22 protein-coding genes and 1 tRNA gene are annotated in these 19,527 nt (G+C 59.4%); 19 read left to right on the top strand and 4 right to left on the bottom strand.

Features of this window, described 5'->3' with window-relative positions:
• Positions 1-335: 335 nt before the first annotated feature.
• The 3 genes from K5Q02_RS22460 (at position 336) to lptG (ending at position 3,507) form a co-directional block, all read left to right on the top strand.
• Positions 336-1,106, top strand: a complete 771-nt coding sequence (locus tag K5Q02_RS22460; RefSeq protein ID WP_225834462.1) for a histidine phosphatase family protein — start codon at positions 336-338, stop codon at positions 1,104-1,106.
• Positions 1,107-1,340: 234 nt separating this feature from the next.
• Positions 1,341-2,453: an LPS export ABC transporter permease LptF gene (lptF, locus tag K5Q02_RS22455; RefSeq protein WP_225834460.1), complete on the top strand. Its 1,113-nt coding sequence runs from the start codon at positions 1,341-1,343 to the stop codon at positions 2,451-2,453.
• Positions 2,446-3,507, top strand: a complete 1,062-nt coding sequence (lptG, locus tag K5Q02_RS22450; RefSeq protein ID WP_225834459.1) for an LPS export ABC transporter permease LptG — start codon at positions 2,446-2,448, stop codon at positions 3,505-3,507. Before lptF ends, lptG begins: the two co-directional genes overlap by 8 nt.
• A 109-nt stretch (positions 3,508-3,616) precedes the next feature.
• Here the strand turns inward: lptG and K5Q02_RS22445 are convergent, their stop codons facing one another.
• The 3 genes from K5Q02_RS22445 to K5Q02_RS22435 all read right to left on the bottom strand — a co-directional run bounded on the left by K5Q02_RS22445 (position 3,617) and on the right by K5Q02_RS22435 (position 4,845).
• Positions 3,617-4,111 carry an RDD family protein gene (locus K5Q02_RS22445; RefSeq protein WP_225834457.1) on the bottom strand — a complete coding sequence of 165 codons (495 nt, stop codon included), beginning with the start codon at positions 4,109-4,111 and terminating at the stop codon, positions 3,617-3,619.
• A 91-nt stretch (positions 4,112-4,202) separates the two neighbouring features.
• Entirely contained in the window at positions 4,203-4,415 is a 213-nt protein-coding gene (locus K5Q02_RS22440) for a cold-shock protein (protein ID WP_010486675.1), read from the bottom strand.
• A 345-nt stretch (positions 4,416-4,760) separates the two neighbouring features.
• Positions 4,761-4,845: transfer RNA gene (locus K5Q02_RS22435), tRNA-Leu, on the bottom strand.
• A gap of 113 nt (positions 4,846-4,958) precedes the next feature.
• On the opposite strand from K5Q02_RS22435, the gene queA reads away from it, so the two are divergent.
• The 6 genes from queA (at position 4,959) to K5Q02_RS22405 (ending at position 11,191) form a co-directional block, all read left to right on the top strand.
• Complete coding sequence (gene queA, locus K5Q02_RS22430; RefSeq protein WP_225839841.1) at positions 4,959-6,008, top strand: tRNA preQ1(34) S-adenosylmethionine ribosyltransferase-isomerase QueA; 1,050 nt, start codon at positions 4,959-4,961, stop codon at positions 6,006-6,008.
• A gap of 14 nt (positions 6,009-6,022) precedes the next feature.
• Positions 6,023-7,138 carry a tRNA guanosine(34) transglycosylase Tgt gene (tgt, locus tag K5Q02_RS22425; RefSeq protein WP_225839831.1) on the top strand — a complete coding sequence of 372 codons (1,116 nt, stop codon included), beginning with the start codon at positions 6,023-6,025 and terminating at the stop codon, positions 7,136-7,138.
• A gap of 39 nt (positions 7,139-7,177) precedes the next feature.
• On the top strand, positions 7,178-7,507 hold the full coding sequence (yajC, locus tag K5Q02_RS22420; protein ID WP_225834455.1) for a preprotein translocase subunit YajC: 330 nt from the start codon (positions 7,178-7,180) through the stop codon (positions 7,505-7,507).
• Positions 7,508-7,721: 214 nt separating this feature from the next.
• Complete coding sequence (gene secD / locus K5Q02_RS22415; RefSeq protein WP_225834448.1) at positions 7,722-9,590, top strand: protein translocase subunit SecD; 1,869 nt, start codon at positions 7,722-7,724, stop codon at positions 9,588-9,590.
• 9 nt (positions 9,591-9,599) lie between these two features.
• A complete protein-coding gene (gene secF, locus K5Q02_RS22410) occupies positions 9,600-10,520 on the top strand; it encodes a protein translocase subunit SecF (protein ID WP_225834446.1) in 921 nt (306 codons plus the stop codon).
• A gap of 125 nt (positions 10,521-10,645) precedes the next feature.
• A complete protein-coding gene (locus tag K5Q02_RS22405; RefSeq protein WP_225834444.1) occupies positions 10,646-11,191 on the top strand; it encodes a glycine zipper 2TM domain-containing protein in 546 nt (181 codons plus the stop codon).
• 95 nt (positions 11,192-11,286) lie between these two features.
• On the opposite strand, the gene suhB is transcribed toward K5Q02_RS22405, so the two are convergent.
• Positions 11,287-12,102 carry an inositol monophosphatase family protein gene (gene suhB, locus K5Q02_RS22400; protein ID WP_225834442.1) on the bottom strand — a complete coding sequence of 272 codons (816 nt, stop codon included), beginning with the start codon at positions 12,100-12,102 and terminating at the stop codon, positions 11,287-11,289.
• 127 nt (positions 12,103-12,229) lie between these two features.
• Here suhB and trmJ point away from each other — a divergent pair, with 127 nt between their 5' ends.
• From trmJ to iscX, 10 genes are all read left to right on the top strand, one after another.
• Entirely contained in the window at positions 12,230-13,024 is a 795-nt protein-coding gene (gene trmJ, locus K5Q02_RS22395) for a tRNA (cytosine(32)/uridine(32)-2'-O)-methyltransferase TrmJ (protein WP_225839829.1), read from the top strand.
• Positions 13,017-13,796: a serine O-acetyltransferase gene (gene cysE, locus K5Q02_RS22390; protein ID WP_225834439.1), complete on the top strand. Its 780-nt coding sequence runs from the start codon at positions 13,017-13,019 to the stop codon at positions 13,794-13,796. The genes trmJ and cysE overlap by 8 nt, the downstream gene beginning before the upstream one ends.
• Positions 13,797-13,944: 148 nt before the next feature.
• Positions 13,945-14,442 carry a Fe-S cluster assembly transcriptional regulator IscR gene (gene iscR, locus K5Q02_RS22385; protein WP_225834437.1) on the top strand — a complete coding sequence of 166 codons (498 nt, stop codon included), beginning with the start codon at positions 13,945-13,947 and terminating at the stop codon, positions 14,440-14,442.
• Between the two features lie 43 nt (positions 14,443-14,485).
• On the top strand, positions 14,486-15,700 hold the full coding sequence (locus K5Q02_RS22380) for an IscS subfamily cysteine desulfurase (RefSeq protein WP_225834435.1): 1,215 nt from the start codon (positions 14,486-14,488) through the stop codon (positions 15,698-15,700).
• A gap of 42 nt (positions 15,701-15,742) precedes the next feature.
• Positions 15,743-16,129: a Fe-S cluster assembly scaffold IscU gene (iscU, locus tag K5Q02_RS22375; protein WP_002552476.1), complete on the top strand. Its 387-nt coding sequence runs from the start codon at positions 15,743-15,745 to the stop codon at positions 16,127-16,129.
• Between the two features lie 12 nt (positions 16,130-16,141).
• The gene (iscA, locus tag K5Q02_RS22370) at positions 16,142-16,465 is read left to right on the top strand and encodes an iron-sulfur cluster assembly protein IscA (RefSeq protein ID WP_225834433.1); all 324 of its coding nucleotides are present in this window, start codon (positions 16,142-16,144) and stop codon (positions 16,463-16,465) included.
• A complete protein-coding gene (gene hscB / locus K5Q02_RS22365) occupies positions 16,465-16,992 on the top strand; it encodes a co-chaperone HscB (protein WP_225834432.1) in 528 nt (175 codons plus the stop codon). The genes iscA and hscB overlap by 1 nt, the downstream gene beginning before the upstream one ends.
• Positions 16,993-17,046: 54 nt before the next feature.
• Positions 17,047-18,912, top strand: a complete 1,866-nt coding sequence (hscA, locus tag K5Q02_RS22360) for a Fe-S protein assembly chaperone HscA (protein WP_225834430.1) — start codon at positions 17,047-17,049, stop codon at positions 18,910-18,912.
• Positions 18,913-18,915: 3 nt separating this feature from the next.
• Complete coding sequence (gene fdx, locus K5Q02_RS22355; protein ID WP_042555296.1) at positions 18,916-19,257, top strand: ISC system 2Fe-2S type ferredoxin; 342 nt, start codon at positions 18,916-18,918, stop codon at positions 19,255-19,257.
• 15 nt (positions 19,258-19,272) lie between these two features.
• Positions 19,273-19,473 carry a Fe-S cluster assembly protein IscX gene (gene iscX / locus K5Q02_RS22350; protein ID WP_225834429.1) on the top strand — a complete coding sequence of 67 codons (201 nt, stop codon included), beginning with the start codon at positions 19,273-19,275 and terminating at the stop codon, positions 19,471-19,473.
• The last annotated feature ends 54 nt before the right edge of the window (positions 19,474-19,527 follow it).

Raw genomic sequence — 19,527 nt, 5'->3', positions numbered from 1 at the left:
ATCAGCCACTTCGCTGTCTACCCATCCTGTAGATTGATTTCTCTCACGCCTCGCCCGGCGTATTCGCATTTACGACCTGAGCTCGCGCAGCTTGCTGAGTTCGATGGCCAAATGTCGCTAGAACCTCTCAATAGGGGGTATCTAGGGCCAGATATTCGGTGTGCTCGGCTAAATAGGCCTCAAACCGGCTAGGCCGTGTGCTTAAGAGCGCAGTGCTCATCTCAGTAATATGGCGGTTATCCATTGCGGTTTCGCAACTATTCACAGTGCTTGAGTTCAATTAAGGCTCACCCTGCGTGGCAATGGCCATGTGAGGCCCTGAATTAGGAGGCTTCATGTTCAAGGTTCCATTGCTTAGCCGTTCCTGGCAATGGTTGCATGCGCTCAGCGCCGGCCAGCGCAAACGTGCATTTTTCTGGGCGACAGCGGCTTCTCTGACGGTCGCAGTGAGTGCGCTCATTCTTCAGCCACCACACATGGCAGATCTGTCAGAGGAAAGCAGGCATGAGCTGCCCAACCTGTTGGTTCAATGGGAAAGTGGCGATGTGATTGTTCTGCTCCGCCATCTCGAGCGGTGTGACAAGGAAGACTACCCATGCCTGCAGGGCACGGAAGGTGTGACCTCCAGGTCAGTGGTCGTTGGCAATTTTCTCGCGGAGGGTTTCAGCCAATTAGGTCTCGGCAAAACCGACATTTACAACAGCCCACTGACTCGAACGGCTCAGACCGAGTCAATCGTGTTTGACGATGTCGGGATAGATGAAGACTGGCTGTATCAATGCAGAGAAACGATGCTCAAGGACGCGCTACAGCATAAAGCTCCGGGTAAAAACCTGATTCTGGTTACCCACAGCAGTTGTATCTCCGCGTTCGAGCAGGCGCTGGGCTACGACAGTGACACACCTGAATACGGGACTTCCCTGTTCTTTACCAAAGCATCTGAGCCTGACTCCCTGGATGTGCTGGGCTTTCTCGACGCAGATGACTGGGGTGTCACCCTGGGGGCTGAGGCAGGAAAAGTTGGCGAGGTGGTCTATCAAGGTCATGACGGCAGGCGAGTAGCGCAGGAAACACTACCGCCCTATCTGCGTGAGATGGATATATAGGCTGGCTCTGATACTCGCACTGATCCAGTTGCTGCGCACCAGGCAGGTCGTAGGGCTGACTTCGCGTAGTGGGGTCTTTGCGGCGCGCACGGCTTTTATGTGCAGTGACACGCCAGCTTAATCGCAGGATAATAACGGCAATTTTTCGGCCGGTTCGCTTAAACACGCGTACCAGCATGCAGTGCGGTTCGATTGAGCACAGCCGCCTGAGCCTGACAACCCTGGAGTGTCTGTTTGATCGTCTTCCGATATTTGTCCCGAGAGGTTCTGGTTACCTTGAGTGCGGTCAGTGCCGTGCTGCTGGTGATCATCATGAGTGGTCGCTTCATCAAGTACCTGGCCCAGGCGGCCCAAGGGATACTCGATCCGAGTGTGCTGTTTTTGATCATGGGCTTTCGTCTGCCTGGCTTCCTGCAGCTGATTTTGCCGCTGGGACTGTTCCTGGGGTTCCTGTTGGCCTACGGGCGTCTGTACCTCGACAGCGAGATGACCGTGCTGTCGGCGACCGGCATGAGCCAGCAGAAGCTGTTTATCTACAGCCTGGCTCCGGCCACTGTAGTGGCGCTGCTGGTTGCCTGGCTGAGCATGGGCTTGGCGCCTCAGGGCGTTTCTCAGGTCGCGAAGATATTCAATCAGCAGGATTCTTTGACCGAATTCGATACCTTGATGCCTGGCCGCTTTCAGTCCATGCGCAATGGCTCCCGGGTGACCTATACCCAGGAGCTGTCAGAAGATCGCACCGAGTTGGGCGGCATCTTCATCTCCGACAAGCGCCTGTCCCGTGAAGGCGACAAGGAGCGCGGCATCACTGTGCTGGTGGCCGAGAGTGGTCGTCAGGAAGTGCAAGCCGACGGCAGCCGTTATCTGATTCTGGAAAACGGCTATCGCTATGACGGCAATCCTGGTCAAGCCGATTATCGCGTCGTGCAGTACGACACCTACGGCGTGCTGCTGCCCAAGCCTTCAGTAACCGCAGACATCAGTGAGCGTGAGGCCATCCCCACGTCGCAACTATTCGGCAGTGACGAGCCGCGCCTGCAATCCGAACTGCAGTGGCGTCTATCCATTCCGTTGCTGGTGTTTATCGTCACCCTGATGGCGGTTCCTCTGTCTCGGGTCAATCCGCGTCAGGGCCGCTTCCTCAAGCTGCTGCCGGCGATTCTGTTGTATATGACCTACCTCGGTTTGCTGGTGGCCGCGCGCAGTGCGTTGGACAAGGGGCGAATTCCGCCCGCAATCGGCCTGTGGGGCGTGCACCTGTTGTTCCTGCTGATCGGTCTGGCTCTGCTGTACTGGGAGCCGATGCGTCTGAAGCTGGTAAGTCGTCGGGAGAGTGCTCGTGGTTAAGCTGGATCGTTACATTGGCACTCAAGTGCTGTTCGCCATCCTGGCTGTGCTCGGCATCATCGTCGGTCTCGCCCTGCTGTTCGCGTTCATCGACGAGCTGGGCGATATAGAGGGTAGCTACGGCCTGGGCGATGCCCTGTGGTACGTCTTTCTCACTGCGCCGCGGCGCATCTACGACATGCTGCCCATGGCGGCCTTGGTGGGTTGCCTGATCGGCCTGGGTACTCTGGCCAGCAACAGCGAATTGACCATCATGCGCGCAGCTGGTGTGTCCATCGGGCGCATTGTTTGGGGTGTGATGAAGCCGATGCTGGCGCTGATGCTGGTGGGCATCCTGATCGGTGAGTATGTCGCGCCCTGGAGCGAGAATCAGGCCCAGGCGGGCAGGGCGATGGCGCAGGGCGGTGGTGAAGCGCAGACCTCGAAACGTGGTATGTGGCACCGTCAGGGGCAGGAGTTCGTGCACATCAACGCCGTGCAACCTGACGGCGTGTTGTTCGGCGTGACGCGTTACCAGTTCGACGATCAGCGTCGTCTGGAATCGTCCAGCTTCGCTCGTCGTGCTACCTATGAAGGCAGCTATTGGCAGCTGGAGGATGTGGCGACCACCCGGTTCCACGAGCGCAACACCGAAGTGGTCAACGTGCCGAGCGAGCGTTGGGAGATCGAGCTTAATCCGCAGCTGCTCGGCACCGTGGTGCTGGAGCCCGAAGCGCTATCGGTCAGTGGTTTGTGGCGCTACATCCACTACCTGAAGGAGCAGGGCTTGAGTAATGGTCAGTACTGGCTAGCGTTCTGGACCAAGGTGCTGCAGCCGCTGGTCACCGCTGCGCTGGTGCTGATGGCCATTTCCTTCATCTTCGGGCCACTGCGCTCGGTCACCCTCGGTCAGCGTGTATTCACGGGGGTGCTGGTCGGCTTCGTGTTCCGTATCGCCCAGGATCTGCTCGGCCCCTCAAGCCTGGTATTCGGCTTCTCGCCACTGTTCGCGGTGCTGATCCCGGCTGGTATCTGTGCGGTGGCGGGCTTGTGGCTATTGCGCCGAGCCGGCTGATCTATCGCGCCTTCTCCCGTCTGGCGGGGGAGGGCGTGGCGCATTCTTTGCGCCTTTTCTTTATGCAGGCATTCACCCTGCCGCTGGGTGCCATTCGTTACTCTTCTCGCTACTTGCGATGCGCGTTCTTCGGCAGTTGCACGGTAACGCTATCTGAGTAGCGGTCGTGCCAGCTGCATTTGCGTTTGTCGAAGAGCACCCACAGGTAGCCCAGGCCCAGGGCCAGCCCTGAAACAAGCGCGACCAGAAAGCGCAACAAGGCTTGCCACAGGTTGATCGCTGTTCCGTCCGCATTCTGTACGCGTATGCCCCAGACCTGCATGCCCAGTGTCTGGCCGTTGCGTGTCCAGAATGTGGCGAAGAAGCTGAACAGGCTGAACAGCAGTAAGGTGGAAAGCAGTGGGTCGCCGTCCAAAGTCCCGGCTTCCGACCACTGCCGTAGCTGCGCTTCACCATAGATGGCCATCTGAATCAGCTTGTAGGTGAAGGTGGTGACGATCAGCAGGGCGATGCACAGAAAGCTGTCGTACAGCACGGCAGCCAGGCGGCGGCCCAGCCCGGCTGCGGGAAAGTCGCCTTGCGGGCGCAGTGCGTGTTTCGACATGGCGGGCTCTTCGTGGAGGCAATGGCGGCGATACTAATTTGCAGGCATAAAAAAACCCCTGATATGCATCAGGGGTTTTTCAAACAGCGGCTTATTCCTGGACTTGAACCTGGTCAGCCTGCATGCCTTTTTGACCTTGTACAGCAACGAAGCTAACTTTCTGGCCTTCTTTCAGACTCTTGAAGCCGTTACCTTCGATGGCGCGGAAGTGTACGAACAGATCCGGACCGCTTTCTGGAGTGATAAAACCAAAACCTTTCTCGTCGTTAAACCACTTGACGGTACCGTTCTGACGATTCGACATGTCTCTTTTCCTTGGAACTAGAGTTGATGACAGCCTCCATATATAGAGGACTGAAGACTGGTTGCAAGGAGTGTGGAAGTCGAACGGGATGTAGCGGATCTTGAGCGATCTACTGCATCAGGTCACGATTCTCGGCGACCCATGCAAACACAGTGGCTGAACTCTACGCTAACTATGAAGCAAATGCCAACCCCTCGGGCACGCATAAACCCACGTAAAATTCGTGAGGCTTTTAAGCGAGTTCCAAGTTGGTTTTTTATAATGGCTAATTGATTGCGCAAAGAGGAGTCGCGCAGCACAACTTTGGTGCGAACTGTCACAAGTGGGTAACAGTTGAAGGATATATGGTGCCCCGGGGGAGACTCGAACTCCCACTTCTTTCGAAAACGGATTTTGAATCCGCCGCGTCTACCGGTTCCGCCACCGGGGCACAATCGCGGCGCAGTATAGGGAGCAAGTTGCCGTTGGTCAATGCACTTGCGTGGTCACCGTGTAGGAATTCCGGTAAGCTGCTCCGCCCTGCAAGACGACACCTTTTCCACCATGCGCGTTGCCGACTTTCATTTTGATCTGCCTGATGAGCAGATTGCCCGTCACCCTCTTGCCGAACGCCGCGCCAGCCGTCTGCTGATTCTCGACGGGGCCAGTGGCGCGCTCGCTCATCGGCATTTCGCCGACGTGCTTGAATATCTGCGCCCGGGCGACCTGATGGTGTTCAACAATACCCGTGTGATTCCGGCGCGGCTGTTCGGCCAGAAAGCTTCCGGTGGCAAGCTCGAAATACTGATCGAGCGTGTGCTCGACGAGCATCGTGTGCTGGCCCATGTGCGTGCCAGTAAGTCGCCCAAGCCGGGCTCGACGATTCTTATCGAGGGCGGTGCTCAGGCGCAGATGGTGGCGCGTCACGATGCACTGTTCGAGCTGCGTTTCGACGAGGCGGTGCTGCCGCTGCTCGAGCGTGTCGGGCACATGCCGTTGCCTCCTTATATAGACAGGCCGGATGAAGACGCGGATCGCGAGCGCTATCAGACCGTTTATGCGCAGAAGGCCGGTGCCGTAGCGGCGCCTACCGCAGGCCTGCATTTCGATGACGAGTTGCTAGCGGCCTTGCGCGAGCGGGGCGTCGAGAGCGCCTTTGTCACGCTGCACGTCGGCGCTGGTACCTTCCAGCCGGTGCGTGTGGAGCGTATCGAAGATCATCACATGCACAGCGAGTGGCTGGAGGTCGGTCAAGACGTGGTCGACGCCGTGCAGGCCTGTCGCGCACGGGGCGGCCGAGTGGTTGCCGTGGGCACTACCAGCGTCCGCTCGCTGGAAAGCGCAGCTCGCGATGGTGAGCTGAAGCCGTTCAGTGGTGATACCGACATCTTCATCTACCCCGGTCGGCCGTTCCATGTGGTCGATGCCCTGGTAACCAACTTTCATCTGCCCGAATCGACCCTGCTGATGCTGGTGTCGGCATTCGCCGGCTATGCGGAAACCATGGCGGCCTACGCTCAGGCGGTGGCCGAGGGATATCGCTTCTTCAGTTACGGTGATGCCATGTTCATCACCCGCAATCCCGCGCCACGCGGGCCCGAGGATCACCTATGACGCGCAGCTGCCGCATGTCTTTCGAACTGCTGGCCACCGACGGCAAGGCCCGCCGTGGCCGCCTGACTTTCCCCCGTGGCGTGGTCGAGACCCCGGCCTTCATGCCGGTTGGCACCTACGGCACGGTTAAAGGCATGCTGCCGCGCGATATCGAAGCCATCGGTGCGCAGATGATCCTCGGCAATACCTTTCACCTGTGGCTGCGTCCGGGCACCGAAGTTATCAAGCGCCATGGCGACCTGCATGATTTCATGCAGTGGCAGGGGCCGATTCTCACCGACTCGGGTGGCTTCCAGGTGTTCAGCCTGGGCGCGATGCGCAAGATCAAGGAAGAGGGCGTGACCTTTGCCTCGCCGGTCGACGGTTCCAAGGTGTTCATGGGGCCCGAAGAGTCGATGCAGGTGCAGCGCGATCTGGGCTCCGACGTTGTGATGATCTTCGACGAGTGCACGCCGTATCCCGCTGAGTTCGACGTGGCCAAGACCTCTATGGAGCTGTCGCTGCGCTGGGCCAAGCGCTCCAAGGTCGCTCATGGCGACAGCAGCGCGGCGCTGTTCGGTATCGTTCAGGGTGGCATGCACGAATCCCTGCGCATGCGCTCTCTGGAAGGGCTGAGCGATCTGGATTTCGACGGCCTGGCCATTGGCGGCCTGTCGGTCGGCGAGCCGAAGGAAGAGATGATCAAGGTGCTGGACTACCTGCCGGGCCAGATGCCGGCCGACAAGCCGCGTTACCTGATGGGCGTCGGCAAGCCGGAAGACCTGGTCGAAGGCGTGCGCCGTGGTGTGGATATGTTCGACTGCGTGATGCCGACGCGCAACGCGCGCAACGGCCACCTGTTCATCGACACTGGTGTGCTGAAAATCCGCAATGCGTTTCACCGTCATGATGACTCGCCGCTGGATCCGACCTGTGACTGTTACACCTGCAAACACTTCTCGCGTGCCTATCTGCATCATTTGGATAAGTGCGGTGAAATGCTCGGCAGCATGTTGAATACAATCCACAACTTGCGTCATTACCAGCGCCTTATGGCTGGTTTGCGCGAGGCAATTCAACAGGGTACATTGGCCGCCTTTGTCGATGCCTTCTACACCCGGCGCGGTCTGCCAACGCCTCCGCTGGATTGATGATTCGATGGCTAAAAGATCTTTAAACAGGAGTGTCAAATGAGCTTTTTTATTCCCGCTGCCTACGCTGATGCTGGTGCTGCCGGCCCGGCTGGTTCCGGTTTCGAGTGGATCTTCCTGGTCGGCTTCCTGGTCATCTTCTATCTGATGATCTGGCGCCCTCAGGCCAAACGTGCCAAAGAGCACAAGAGCCTGCTCGGCAATCTGCAGAAGGGCGACGAAGTGGTTACCTCCGGTGGCATTGCCGGCAAGGTTTCCAAGGTCAGCGACGATTTCGTGGTAATCGAAGTGTCCGACACCGTCGAACTGAAGATCCAGAAAGGCGCCATCGCAGCAACTCTGCCTAAGGGCACGCTGAAAGCCATCTGATGACGGTTGAAAAACTACCTGCGTTGCCATCGCTGCGTTAAAAACAAGCTCGGAATGCTCATGTACCAAAGTACACTCCGCTTCCTCGCCTGTTTTTGCCTTGCGCTGGCTGCCTCGCCTACGTTTTTCAGCAGTTTGTTGACTATCTGTTCCAGTTTTATCCATCCCGCGGGGCGCAGATTGCGCCCCGCGTCATAAGCGGGCGGCGTCATTCATGCTCAACAAATACCCTCTGTGGAAATACCTGCTGATTGCAGCCGTACTCGGCATTAGCCTGGTTTATTCCGCACCCAATCTCTACCCTGATGATCCGGCCATCCAGGTCAGCGGGGCTAGCTCGGCACAGACCATCGAGCAAGCCGATCTTGATCGCGTCAGCAAGGCGCTGACCGATGCCGGCATCGAGGTCAAGGCATCGAGCGTTGGCGAGCAAGGCCGTAGCGGCCTGCTGCGCCTGACCAAGCAGGGCGACCAGCTGCCGGCCAAGGATGTCGTGCGCAAGGCGCTTGGCGACAACTATGTAGTCGCCCTCAACCTGGCCCAGACCACTCCCGACTGGCTGCGTAACCTGGGCGCTAGCCCGATGAAGCTCGGCCTCGACCTGTCTGGCGGTGTGCACTTCCTGCTCGAAGTCGATATGGACAAGGCGCTGGACGTCCGTCGTCAGGTTTATGAAGGTGAGCTCAAGAGCCTGTTGCGCAAGGAGCGTGTGCGCTATCGCAGCATGCCGCAGCAGGGCGGTGCCATCCAGCTGGGCTTCGCTGACAGTGAAACCCTGCAAAAGGCTCAGCAGCTGATCCGCAAGGATTTCAACGATTTCGAATTGAATGCTCAGGAACGTGGCGGCCAGCAAGTGCTGCGCGTGATCATGACTGCAGCTAAGATCGCCGAGATTCGCGAATACTCGATCCGCCAGAACCTGACTACCGTGCGTAACCGGGTCAACGAACTGGGCGTCGCCGAGCCGCTGGTTCAGCGTCAGGGTGCTAACCGCATCGTGGTCGAGCTGCCAGGCGTGCAGGACACCGCCGAAGCCAAGCGTATTCTCGGCAAGACCGCCAACCTTGAATTCCGTCTGGCGGCCGACCCGAATGCGCCGCGTGGCACCACCGAGCAGTTCGGCTTTCGTGAGGAAGGCCGTCCGCCGGTGCAGCTCGAGCGTGAGCTGATCATCACTGGTGACCAGGTGACCGATGCGCAGGCCAGCTTCGACGAGAATGGCCGTCCGCAAGTGAACATCCGTCTGGATGGTCATGGCGGTGACCTGATGAACCGTTCTACCCGCAGCAACGTCGGGCGCAGCATGGCGGTGATCTTCATCGAGCAGCGTCCGCTGACCCGCTACGTGAAGCAGATGGTCGATGGCGTCGAGCAGGAGGTGCAGGTCGACTCCTTCAAGGAGGAGAAACTGATCATCAGCCTGGCGACCATCCAGTCGCCGCTGGGCAGCCAGTTCCGTATCACCGGCCTTAACGGTCAGGGCGAGTCGTCCGAGCTGGCGTTGCTGCTACGTGCCGGTGGCCTTGCTGCGCCGATGTACTTCGCTGAAGAGCGTACCATCGGCCCGAGTTTGGGTGCCGAGAACATCACCAAGGGTATCGAATCCACTGAGTGGGCGATGATCTTCGTGTCGTTGTTCATGATCGCCATCTACCGCTTCTTTGGTGTTCTGGCGACCGTGGCGCTGGCCTTCAACCTGGTTCTGTTGGTCGGGTTGATGTCGGTGATCGGCGCGACTCTGACCTTGCCGGGTATTGCCGGTATCGTGCTGACCCTGGGTATGGCGGTGGACGCCAACGTGTTGATCTACTCGCGGATACGTGAGGAGCTGAACAATGGCCTGTCGGTGCAGCGGGCGATCCACGAAGGCTTCGACCGTGCCTACTCGGCGATTCTCGACAGTAACCTGACCACGCTGCTGGTCGGTGCCATCTTGTTCGCGCTGGGTACTGGGCCGATCAAGGGCTTCGCTGTGACGCTGTCGATCGGGATCATTACCTCGATGTTCACTGCGATCATGTTCACCCGAGGGATGGTCAACCTGATCTTCGGTGGCCGTAACTTCAAGAAACTGTGGATCTGAGGTGAGGCTATGAGACTTCCATCCCGCATTCCGTTCATGGCGATACGCAACATCGCGTTCGCCATCACCGTGGTCATCAGCCTTATTGGTCTTGGTAGCCTGTTCAAGCATGGCCTCAACTTTGGCCTCGATTTCACCGGCGGTACGCTAATCGAGCTGACCTACGAGCAGCCGGCCGACCTGGAGCTGATCAAGCGCGAGCTGGGTCAGGCGGGTTACCCGGATGCCGTGGTGCAGAGCTTCGGTTCCACCACTGATGTGCTGGTGCGCATGGCTGGCGATTCGGCCGATCTGGGTAACCAGGTCGCTGCTGCGCTGCGCAAGATCGACGTCGACACCTCGTTCGAGGTCAAGCGCGTTGAGTTCGTCGGCCCGCAGGTGGGTGAGGAGCTGCGTGATCAGGGCGGCCTGGCCATGCTTCTGGCGCTCGGCGGTATCCTGCTGTACTTGGCCTTCCGCTTTCAGTGGAAGTTCGGTTTGGGTGCCGTGGCCTCGTTGGCCCATGACGTGATCGTTACCTTGGGTATTCTGGCGTTCTTCCAGGTGCCGTTCGACCTGACGGTGATGGCGGCCGTGCTGGCGATGTTGGGTTACTCGCTGAACGACACCATCATCATCTACGACCGTATCCGCGAGAACTTCCGGGTGCTGCGCAAGGCTGAGATTGTCGAGAACATCGATGTGTCGGTGACCCAGACGCTGCTGCGTACCATCGCCACGTCGACATCGACGGCCATGGCGCTGGTCGCGCTGCTGGTGTTCGGCGGTGACAGCCTCGCAGGTTTCGCCCTGACGCTGCTGATCGGTGTATTCGTCGGTACCTATTCGTCGATCTATATCAGTGCTCCGGTGCTGATCTGGCTGAAGCTGTCCTCCGAGGATCTGATTCCTCCGGTGGCCACTGCCGAGGGCGCCGACGAGCGTCCCTGATATGTGACGCACTGCTCCGAACGCAGTGGATAAAGGCGGGCGACAAGGGAACTTGTCGCCCGTTTTGCGTTTCCAAGGCAGGGAGTAGAGCGCAAGTGCGCTGCAGTTGTGATCAGGAGGTTCGCATGAATAAGTCATTGTTGATTGGTGCTGTGTTGGGTGCTGTCGGTGTCACGGCAGGTGGCGCTGTTGCGACCTACAGCTTGGTCGGCGGCGGGCCTAAGTACGCTGAGGTTCTGGCAGTCAAACCGGTGACTGAAACCATCAAGACGCCGCGTGAGGAATGCAAGGACGTGGCCGTTACCCGTCAGCGTCCGGTTCAGGATCAGCACCAGATCGCAGGTACCGCTATCGGTGCCGTGGTCGGCGGTCTGCTCGGCAATCAGGTTGGCGGTGGTAATGGCAAGAAGATCGCTACCGTGGCAGGTGCCGTTGGTGGTGGCTACGCAGGCAACAAGGTGCAGGAAGGTATGCAGGGCCGCGATACCTATACCACCACCGAGACGCGCTGCAAGACCGTCACTGACTCCAGCGATAAGATCGTCGGCTATGACGTGAAATACGATCTGGATGGCAAGATCGGCAAGGTGCGCATGGATGAAGAGCCGGGCAGCAAGATCCCGGTGCGCGACGGCAAGCTGGTGTTGGCCGACTCTGAATCGGACGAGTAATCGGTTCGGTTGGTTGTAGAAAAGGCGCTCTCAGGAGCGCCTTTTTCATGGGCAATAAAAAACCGGCGCTAGGCCGGTTTTTAAAGGAGCAGCGATTAGCGCTTGAGCGCCGCCGAGAGGTGCGGCTGGATCGCGGTCAGTACGGCCTTGAAGCACTTGGTGTTGCCGGCAACGATCTGGCCCTTCTCGAGGAATTCATGACCGCCGCTGAAGTCGCTGACCAGGCCGCCTGCTTCCTGAATCAGCAGGGCGCCAGCTGCCATGTCCCACTCGGACAGGCCGAATTCCCAGAACGCGTCATAACGGCCAGCCGCCACGTAAGCCAGATCCAGGCTGGCGGCACCGGCACGGCGTACGCCTGCGGTCTGGCCGACCAGGCTGCGGAACATGCCTAGGTAGTTTTCCAGGTTGTCCAGCTGGCTGTCGCGGAACGGGAAGCCGGTGCCCAGCAGGGCGCCGTCCAGGCTCTTGCGGTTGCTGACGCGCAGGCGACGGCCGTTCAGGGCTGCGCCACGGCCGCGGCTGGCGGTGAATTCTTCCTGGCGTACCGGGTCGATGATCACCGCATGCTCCAGGCGGCCGCGGTATTTGCAGGCCAGGCTTACAGCGAAGTGCGGTACGCCGCGAATGAAGTTGGTGGTGCCATCCAGTGGGTCGATGATCCACTGGTAATCGGTGCCTTCACCGCTGCCTTCCAAGAGGCCGCCTTCTTCGCCAAGGAAGCTGTGAGTCGGGTAGGCCTTGCGCAAAGCCTGGATAATCATCAGCTCGGCTGACCTGTCGATCTCGGTGACGTAGTCCTTGGCGTCCTTTTCATCTACGGAGATGACGTCCAGGCGTTCGATGGAGCGGAAGATCATTTCACCGGCGCTACGGGCTGCGCGCAGCGCGATATTCAGCATGGGCTGCATGGAAGTTCACCTGGGGTCGTAATAAAGCCGGCCATTCTAGCAGAAAAGCGTCTCGCTTGAAGTGCCGTCCGTGCTTGCGTGGCATAAAGCTGGGGGCTTCTGTAAGATTTGTCGCCTTATTTATCCGATGCGGGCGTCTCCCTTGCTGCAGAACATTCGAGTGGTACTGGTCAATACCAGTCATCCCGGCAATATCGGTGGGGCGGCTCGTGCCATGAAAAACATGGGATTCTCGCGGCTGGTGCTGGTCGAGCCGCGCCAGTTCCCGAGCGAGGAGGCGGTGGCGCGTGCTTCGGGTGCTAACGACGTCCTCGATTCTGCTCAAGTGGTCAGTTGCCTCGAAGATGCGTTGGTCGGATGCAGTCTGGTGTTTGGCACCAGTGCCCGTGAGCGGCGTATTCCTTGGCCGCTTATTGATCCGCGCGATTGCGGGGTGGCGGCTGTGGATAAGGCTGTTGCCGGTGGTGAGGTGGCGCTGGTGTTTGGTCGCGAGCACGCCGGTCTCACCAATGAGGAGCTGCAGCGCTGTCACTTTCACGTGCACATTCCATCCGATCCGACATTCAGCTCGCTGAACTTGGCGGCTGCCGTGCAGGTGCTGACGTATGAAGCGCGCATGGCAGCTCTGGCGCTGGAGAATGCGTCCCTTGTGGCGCCTCGCCAGGAGGTCGATGCTGACGAGGGTGAGCAGCCGGTGACCGCTGACGAGATGGAGTCCTTCTACGGGCACCTCGAAAAATCGCTGGTGGAGATCGGTTTTCTCGATCCGGTCAATCCGCGTCATTTGATGAGTCGTCTGCGTCGTCTTTACGGTCGCAGTGGTGTCACCAAGTTGGAAATGAACATCTTGCGTGGCGTGTTGACCGAAACGCTCAAGGCGGCGCGCGGCGAGCACCATAAGCGGGGGAAGACTGATGTTTGAGCGCATGCGGGAAGATATCCAGGGTGTTTTTCATCGTGATCCTGCGGCGCGCAATGCGTTCGAAGTGGTCACCTGCTACCCCGGATTGCATGCGGTTTGGCTGCATCGAGCGGCCCATGGGCTTTGGGTGTCAGGCTGGAAGTGGCTAGCGCGCAGCGTGTCGAACTTCAGTCGCTGGTTGACCGGCATCGAGATTCACCCGGGTGCTGTGATTGGTCGGCGTTTTTTCATCGATCATGGTATGGGTATCGTCATCGGTGAAACCGCCGAGATCGGCGATGACGTGACGCTCTATCAAGGTGTCACCCTGGGCGGCACCAGCTGGAACAAGGGCAAGCGTCACCCGACTCTCGAGGATGGCGTGGTGGTTGGGGCTGGTGCCAAGGTGCTGGGGCCGTTCACGGTCGGTGCTGGTGCCAAAATCGGTTCCAACGCGGTAGTCACCAAGGCGGTGCCGGCTGGGGCAACGGCGGTCGGTATTCCGGCCAAGATCATCGTCAAGGATGATGCGGGGCTCGAGGCGCAGCGCCAGGCCATTGCGGACAAGCTGGGTTTCGATGCCTACGGCGTCAGTCAGGACATGCCGGATCCGGTGGCGCGGGCAATCGCGCAGCTGCTCGACCACCTGCATGCGGTCGACAATCGTCTGGAAGGCATGTGTGAGGCGCTTGGTGCGCTGGGTAGTGATTACCGGGCCAAAGACTTGCCTGAGTTGCGCGCCGAGGACTTCGATGGAGTGTGCAAGGGGCAGGGTGACAAGCCCGCCGCCTAATGCGTGGCAGGCCTAGCTTTGCTATGATCCGCCGCCGCTTGCGGCTTGCAAGGCGTTTAAACCTGAGTGTTTTGGTTGGTCTTATAGTTGACTTAAATACTCGGGAATAGGATAATTGCGGCACATTGTGATTCCTTGGTAACCCTTCATGCGACTGACTACCAAAGGCCGATACGCCGTGACTGCCATGCTCGATTTGGCGCTGCATGCGCAAAATGGGCCGGTATCCCTGGCCGATATCTCTGAGCGCCAGGGTATTTCTCTCTCCTACCTCGAGCAGCTGTTCGCCAAGCTCCGTCGTGGGAGTCTGGTTTCCAGCGTGCGTGGCCCGGGTGGTGGTTATCAACTGTCGCGCAACATGCAGGGTATCCAGGTCGCTGAAGTGATCGACGCGGTCAACGAATCCGTCGACGCCACCCGTTGCCAAGGGCAGGGTGGTTGTCACTCTGGCGACATCTGCCTGACCCATCACCTGTGGTGCGATCTGAGCCAGCAGATCCACGAGTTCCTCAGCGGCATCAGCTTGGCCGATCTGGTCACTCGCCGCGAGGTGCAGGAAGTCGCCCAGCGCCAGGATCAGCGTCGCTGCAATAGCAATGGCCGGGCACACCTTCTGGATAAGATTGAAGCGTCCACCGTCGATTGAGCACGCAAGGCGCCGGCCTGATACCTGATTAGGAGATACCTGAATGAAATTGCCGATCTACATGGACTATTCCGCGACAACGCCAGTCGACCCACGCGTTGCGCAAAAGATGATCGAATGCCTGACCAACGAAGGCAACTTCGGCAACCCGGCTTCGCGTTCCCACGTATTCGGCTGGAAAGCCGAAGAAGCAGTGGAAAATGCCCGCCGCCAAGTCGCCGAGCTGGTCAATGCCGACCCCCGCGAAATCGTCTGGACGTCCGGTGCCACCGAATCCGACAACCTCGCCATCAAGGGCGTTGCCAGCTTCTACGCCAGCAAAGGCAAGCACCTGATTACCTCGAAGATCGAGCACAAAGCGGTGCTCGACACCATGCGTCAGCTTGAGCGTGAAGGCTTCGAAGTTACCTATATCGAGCCGCGTGAAGATGGCCTGATCACCCCTGATATGGTCGCAGCAGCACTGCGTGAAGACACCATTCTGGTGTCGATCATGCACGTCAACAACGAAATCGGCACCGTCAATGACATTGCTGCGATCGGCGAGATGCTGCGTGCACGTGGCGTGTTCTTCCACGTCGACGCCGCCCAGTCGACCGGCAAGGTCGAGATCGATCTGCAGAATCTCAAAGTCGACCTGATGTCTTTCTCGGCGCACAAGACCTATGGCCCGAAAGGTGTCGGCGCTCTGTACGTACGCCGCAAGCCGCGTATCCGTCTGGAGGCTCAGACTCACGGTGGCGGCCACGAGCGCGGTATGCGTTCCGGCACCCTGGCGACCCATCAGTGTGTCGGCATGGGCGAAGCCTTCCGCATCGCCAAGGAAGAAATGGCCGCAGAGAACGCCAAGGTACTGGCCCTGCGTGATCGTTTCTTCAAGCACGTTGATGGTCTGGAAGAGCTGTACATCAACGGCAGCATGACTGCCCGTGTACCGCACAACCTGAACCTCAGCTTCAACTACGTCGAAGGCGAGTCGTTGATCATGGCCCTCAAGGATCTGGCGGTATCGTCCGGTTCGGCCTGTACCTCGGCCTCTCTGGAGCCTTCCTACGTGCTGCGCGCTCTTGGCCGCAACGACGAACTGGCGCACAGCTCGATTCGCTTCACCTTCGGTCGCTTCACCACCGAAGAAGAAGTCGATTACGCCGCGGAGAAAGTACGCGAGGCGGTCACCAAGCTGCGCGAACTGTCGCCGCTCTGGGATATGTTCAAAGAAGGTGTCGACATTTCCAAAGTGGAATGGGCAGCACACTAAAAGCTGCCGGTGAGCGGCGCCTGATGAAAGAGGATTCATAACATGGCTTACAGCGAAAAGGTCATCGACCACTACGAGAACCCGCGCAACGTCGGCAAGATGAACGCGGAAGATCCTGATGTCGGCACCGGCATGGTCGGCGCGCCGGCCTGCGGCGACGTGATGCGTCTGCAGATCAAGGTCAACGAGCAGGGTGTTATTGAGGACGCCAAGTTCAAGACCTACGGCTGTGGCTCCGCCATCGCTTCCAGTTCCCTGGCCACTGAGTGGATGAAGGGCAAGACGCTGGACGAGGCAGAGACCATCAAGAACACCCAGCTTGCCGAAGAATTGGCACTGCCACCCGTGAAGATTCACTGTTCGGTACTCGCTGAGGACGCCATCAAGGCAGCCGTACGCGATTACAAACAGAAGAAAGGTTTGCTCTAAGGAGGTTCGTCGATGACCATCAGCATGACTCCAGCCGCTGCCCAGCATATTCGTCGTTCGCTCGACGGGCGTGGTAAGGGTGAGGGTATCCGTCTGGGTGTTCGCACCACGGGCTGCTCCGGCTTGGCTTACGTACTGGAGTTCGTCGATGAGACCGCCAGCGAAGATCAGGTGTTCGAGAGCCATGGCGTCAAGGTGATCATCGATCCCAAAAGCCTGGTCTACCTCGACGGTACCGAGCTGGATTTCGTCAAGGAAGGGTTGAACGAAGGCTTCAAGTTCAGCAACCCGAATGTCCGTGGCGAGTGCGGTTGCGGCGAAAGCTTTAACATCTGATGAGCAGTTCTGGCCCCTGTCACTTCGCCCTGTTCGAGTTGCAGCCGAGTTTTCGTCTGGATCTTGATCAGTTGGCGGCCCGCTACCGCGAGCTTGCTCGTAGCGTGCATCCCGATCGCTTTGCTGACGCTTCTGAGCGTGAGCAGCGTCTGGCGCTTGAGCGTTCGGCAAGCCTTAACGAGGCCTATAGCACGCTCAAGAGTGATTCGCGGCGGGCCCGTTATCTGCTTGCGATGCGTGGTCCCGAGCTGCCGTTGGAAGTGACTGTGCAGGATGCTGACTTCCTCATGCAGCAGATGCAGTGGCGCGAAGAACTCGAAGAGTTGCAAGACGACGCTGATCTGGCGGGGGTTGCTGCGTTCAAGGGACGTTTGAAGATCGCCAAGCAAAACCTCAACGATAGCTTCGCCGAGGCTTGGGAGGACAATGCGCGCCGAGAAGAGGCTGAACGCCTGATGCGCCGCATGCAGTTCCTCGACAAGCTTTCCCACGAGGTGCGCCAGCTGGAAGAGCGCCTCGACGATTAATGTACGTACGGCTGCCGTGGCCGTGCCTGATACCCAGATAAGCACCGACTACCTATGGCTTTATTGCAGATTGCTGAGCCCGGACAGAGCCCACAACCACACCAGCGTCGTCTGGCTGTAGGGATCGATCTGGGCACCACCAATTCCCTGGTCGCTGCCGTGCGCAGCGGCGTCAGCGAGCCGCTGCCGGACAGTGAAGGGCGCTTGATTCTGCCCTCGGCCGTGCGTTATCACGCCGATCGCGTCGAGGTCGGTGAAACGGCCCGTCGTGATGCCGCCAGCGACCCCTTCAACAGCATCCTGTCGGTCAAACGCCTGATGGGCCGTGGCCTTGCCGATGTGAAACAATTGGGTGAGCAACTGCCTTACCGCTTCGTCGCCGGCGAGTCGCACATGCCCTTCATCGACACCGTGCAGGGGCTGAAAAGCCCTGTGGAAGTGTCCGCCGACATCCTCCGTGTTTTGCGTCAGCGCGCAGAGGCGACCCTGGGTGGCGAACTGGTCGGGGCGGTGATCACCGTGCCGGCCTATTTCGACGACTCCCAGCGCCAAGCCACCAAGGATGCTGCGCGTTTGGCTGGCCTGAGCGTGCTGCGTCTGCTCAACGAGCCCACCGCTGCCGCGGTCGCCTATGGTCTCGACCAGAACGCCGAAGGCGTGGTGGCGATCTACGACCTGGGCGGCGGCACCTTCGATATCTCCATTCTGCGTTTGACCGGTGGCGTGTTCGAGGTGCTGGCTACCGGTGGCGACAGTGCTTTGGGTGGTGACGATTTCGACCATGCAATCGCTGGCTGGATCGTCGAGCAGGCTGGTTTGTCCGCCGATATCGCGCCGGGTGCCCAGCGCAGCCTGCTGCAGACCGCCTGTGCCGCCAAGGAAGCACTGACTGATGCCGAGAGCGTCGAGGTCGTGCATGGTCAGTGGCGTGGCGTGTTGTCCCGCGCGGATTTTCAGGCGCTGGTCGAACCGATGGTGGCGCGCAGTCTGAAAGCCTGCCGCCGTGCCGTACGTGATTCCGGTGTCGAAGTCGAAGATGTCGGTGCCGTGGTCATGGTCGGTGGTTCTACTCGTGTACCGCGTGTGCGTGAAGCGGTCGGCGAGCTGTTTGGCCGTCAGCCGCTGACCGATATCGACCCGGATCAGGTGGTCGCCATTGGTGCGGCAATCCAGGCCGATGCCCTTGCCGGCAATCGCCGTGCAGACGGCGAAGAATTGCTACTGCTGGACGTCATCCCATTGTCCCTGGGGCTGGAAACCATGGGTGGGCTGATGGAGAAGGTGATTCCGCGCAACACCACGATTCCGGTGGCTCGTGCGCAGGAATTCACTACTTACAAAGATGGCCAGAGCGCCATGATGATCCATGTGCTGCAGGGTGAGCGCGAGCTGATCAGCGATTGCCGCTCCCTGGCGCGTTTCGAGTTGCGCGGTATTCCGCCAATGGTGGCTGGCGCGGCGAAGATCCGCGTGACCTTCCAGGTGGATGCCGATGGTCTGCTCAGCGTAAGTGCCCGCGAGCTCGCGTCGGGCGTCGAAGCCAGTATCCAGGTCAAGCCGTCCTACGGCCTTACCGATGGTGAGGTGGCGCGCATGCTCAAGGACTCCTTCCAGCATGCGGGTGGCGACAAGGCCGCCCGCGCGCTGCGCGAGCAGCAGGTCGACGCCCAGCGTCTGGTCGAGGCGGTCGAGGCTGCCCTGCAGGTCGATGGCGAGCGGCTGCTGGATGCCGAAGAGCGCATGGTGATCGACCTGCAAATGCAGGAACTACGTGATTTGTTGACCGGTACCGATGGCGTGGCCATCGAGCAGCAGACCAAGCGTCTGTCGCAAGTGACCGATGCTTTTGCAGCCCGCCGCATGGATCTGACGGTGAAAGCCGCGCTGGCCGGGCGCAACCTGAATGAGATCGAGGAATAACTGATGCCTCAGGTAATTTTTCTGCCCCACGAGAAATTCTGTCCGGAAGGGCTGGTGGTGGAGGCTCAGCCTGGTACTTCCATTCTGGAGCTTGCCCACGAGCACCATATCGAGATGGAAAGCGCCTGTGGTGGCGTGTGTGCCTGTACCACCTGCCACTGCGTTGTGCGTGAAGGTTTCGACTCGCTGAACGAAGCCGACGAGCTCGAAGAGGATTACCTCGATAAGGCCTGGGGCTTGGAAGCTCAGTCGCGTCTCGCCTGTCAGGCTATCGTGGGTGAAGAAGACATCACCGTCGAAATCCCCAAGTACTCGCTCAACCACGCCGCCGAAGCGCCGCACTGATCAGGAAGCCCACGTATGAGCCTGAAATGGGTTGATGTTCTCGAGATCGCTATCCAGCTCGCCGACGGCAAGCCGGAGGTCGATCCCCGTTACGTGAATTTTGTCCAGTTGCATCGCTGGGTGGTCGAGCTGCCGGAGTTTTCCGACGACCCGCAACGTGGCGGCGAAAAGGTACTCGAAGCCATTCAGGCTGCGTGGATCGAAGAATCGCAATAACGCGTCAGGGCGGCTTTTTGCCGGCCCGGATGTGAGGAGTGAGTGCCAGTACGG

It is taken from the genome of Pseudomonas sp. MM211, assembly GCF_020386635.1.
In the GTDB taxonomy this organism is placed as follows: Bacteria; Pseudomonadota; Gammaproteobacteria; order Pseudomonadales; family Pseudomonadaceae; genus Aquipseudomonas.
This window is presented reverse-complemented; position numbering and strand designations above follow the sequence as displayed.

Coding starts and splice junctions, on each gene's coding strand:
- iscR (WP_225834437.1), top strand. CDS start 13,945: ATGCGACTGACTACCAAAGGCCGATACGCCGTGACTGCCATGCTCGAT.
- hscB (WP_225834432.1), top strand. CDS start 16,465: ATGAGCAGTTCTGGCCCCTGTCACTTCGCCCTGTTCGAGTTGCAGCCG.
- secD (WP_225834448.1), top strand. CDS start 7,722: ATGCTCAACAAATACCCTCTGTGGAAATACCTGCTGATTGCAGCCGTA.
- tgt (WP_225839831.1), top strand. CDS start 6,023: ATGTCTTTCGAACTGCTGGCCACCGACGGCAAGGCCCGCCGTGGCCGC.
- K5Q02_RS22440 (WP_010486675.1), bottom strand. CDS start 4,415: ATGTCGAATCGTCAGAACGGTACCGTCAAGTGGTTTAACGACGAGAAA.
- yajC (WP_225834455.1), top strand. CDS start 7,178: ATGAGCTTTTTTATTCCCGCTGCCTACGCTGATGCTGGTGCTGCCGGC.
- K5Q02_RS22445 (WP_225834457.1), bottom strand. CDS start 4,111: ATGTCGAAACACGCACTGCGCCCGCAAGGCGACTTTCCCGCAGCCGGG.
- cysE (WP_225834439.1), top strand. CDS start 13,017: ATGTTTGAGCGCATGCGGGAAGATATCCAGGGTGTTTTTCATCGTGAT.
- secF (WP_225834446.1), top strand. CDS start 9,600: ATGAGACTTCCATCCCGCATTCCGTTCATGGCGATACGCAACATCGCG.
- trmJ (WP_225839829.1), top strand. CDS start 12,230: ATGCGGGCGTCTCCCTTGCTGCAGAACATTCGAGTGGTACTGGTCAAT.
- K5Q02_RS22460 (WP_225834462.1), top strand. CDS start 336: ATGTTCAAGGTTCCATTGCTTAGCCGTTCCTGGCAATGGTTGCATGCG.
- K5Q02_RS22405 (WP_225834444.1), top strand. CDS start 10,646: ATGAATAAGTCATTGTTGATTGGTGCTGTGTTGGGTGCTGTCGGTGTC.
- suhB (WP_225834442.1), bottom strand. CDS start 12,102: ATGCAGCCCATGCTGAATATCGCGCTGCGCGCAGCCCGTAGCGCCGGT.
- iscU (WP_002552476.1), top strand. CDS start 15,743: ATGGCTTACAGCGAAAAGGTCATCGACCACTACGAGAACCCGCGCAAC.
- K5Q02_RS22380 (WP_225834435.1), top strand. CDS start 14,486: ATGAAATTGCCGATCTACATGGACTATTCCGCGACAACGCCAGTCGAC.
- iscA (WP_225834433.1), top strand. CDS start 16,142: ATGACCATCAGCATGACTCCAGCCGCTGCCCAGCATATTCGTCGTTCG.
- queA (WP_225839841.1), top strand. CDS start 4,959: ATGCGCGTTGCCGACTTTCATTTTGATCTGCCTGATGAGCAGATTGCC.
- hscA (WP_225834430.1), top strand. CDS start 17,047: ATGGCTTTATTGCAGATTGCTGAGCCCGGACAGAGCCCACAACCACAC.
- iscX (WP_225834429.1), top strand. CDS start 19,273: ATGAGCCTGAAATGGGTTGATGTTCTCGAGATCGCTATCCAGCTCGCC.
- fdx (WP_042555296.1), top strand. CDS start 18,916: ATGCCTCAGGTAATTTTTCTGCCCCACGAGAAATTCTGTCCGGAAGGG.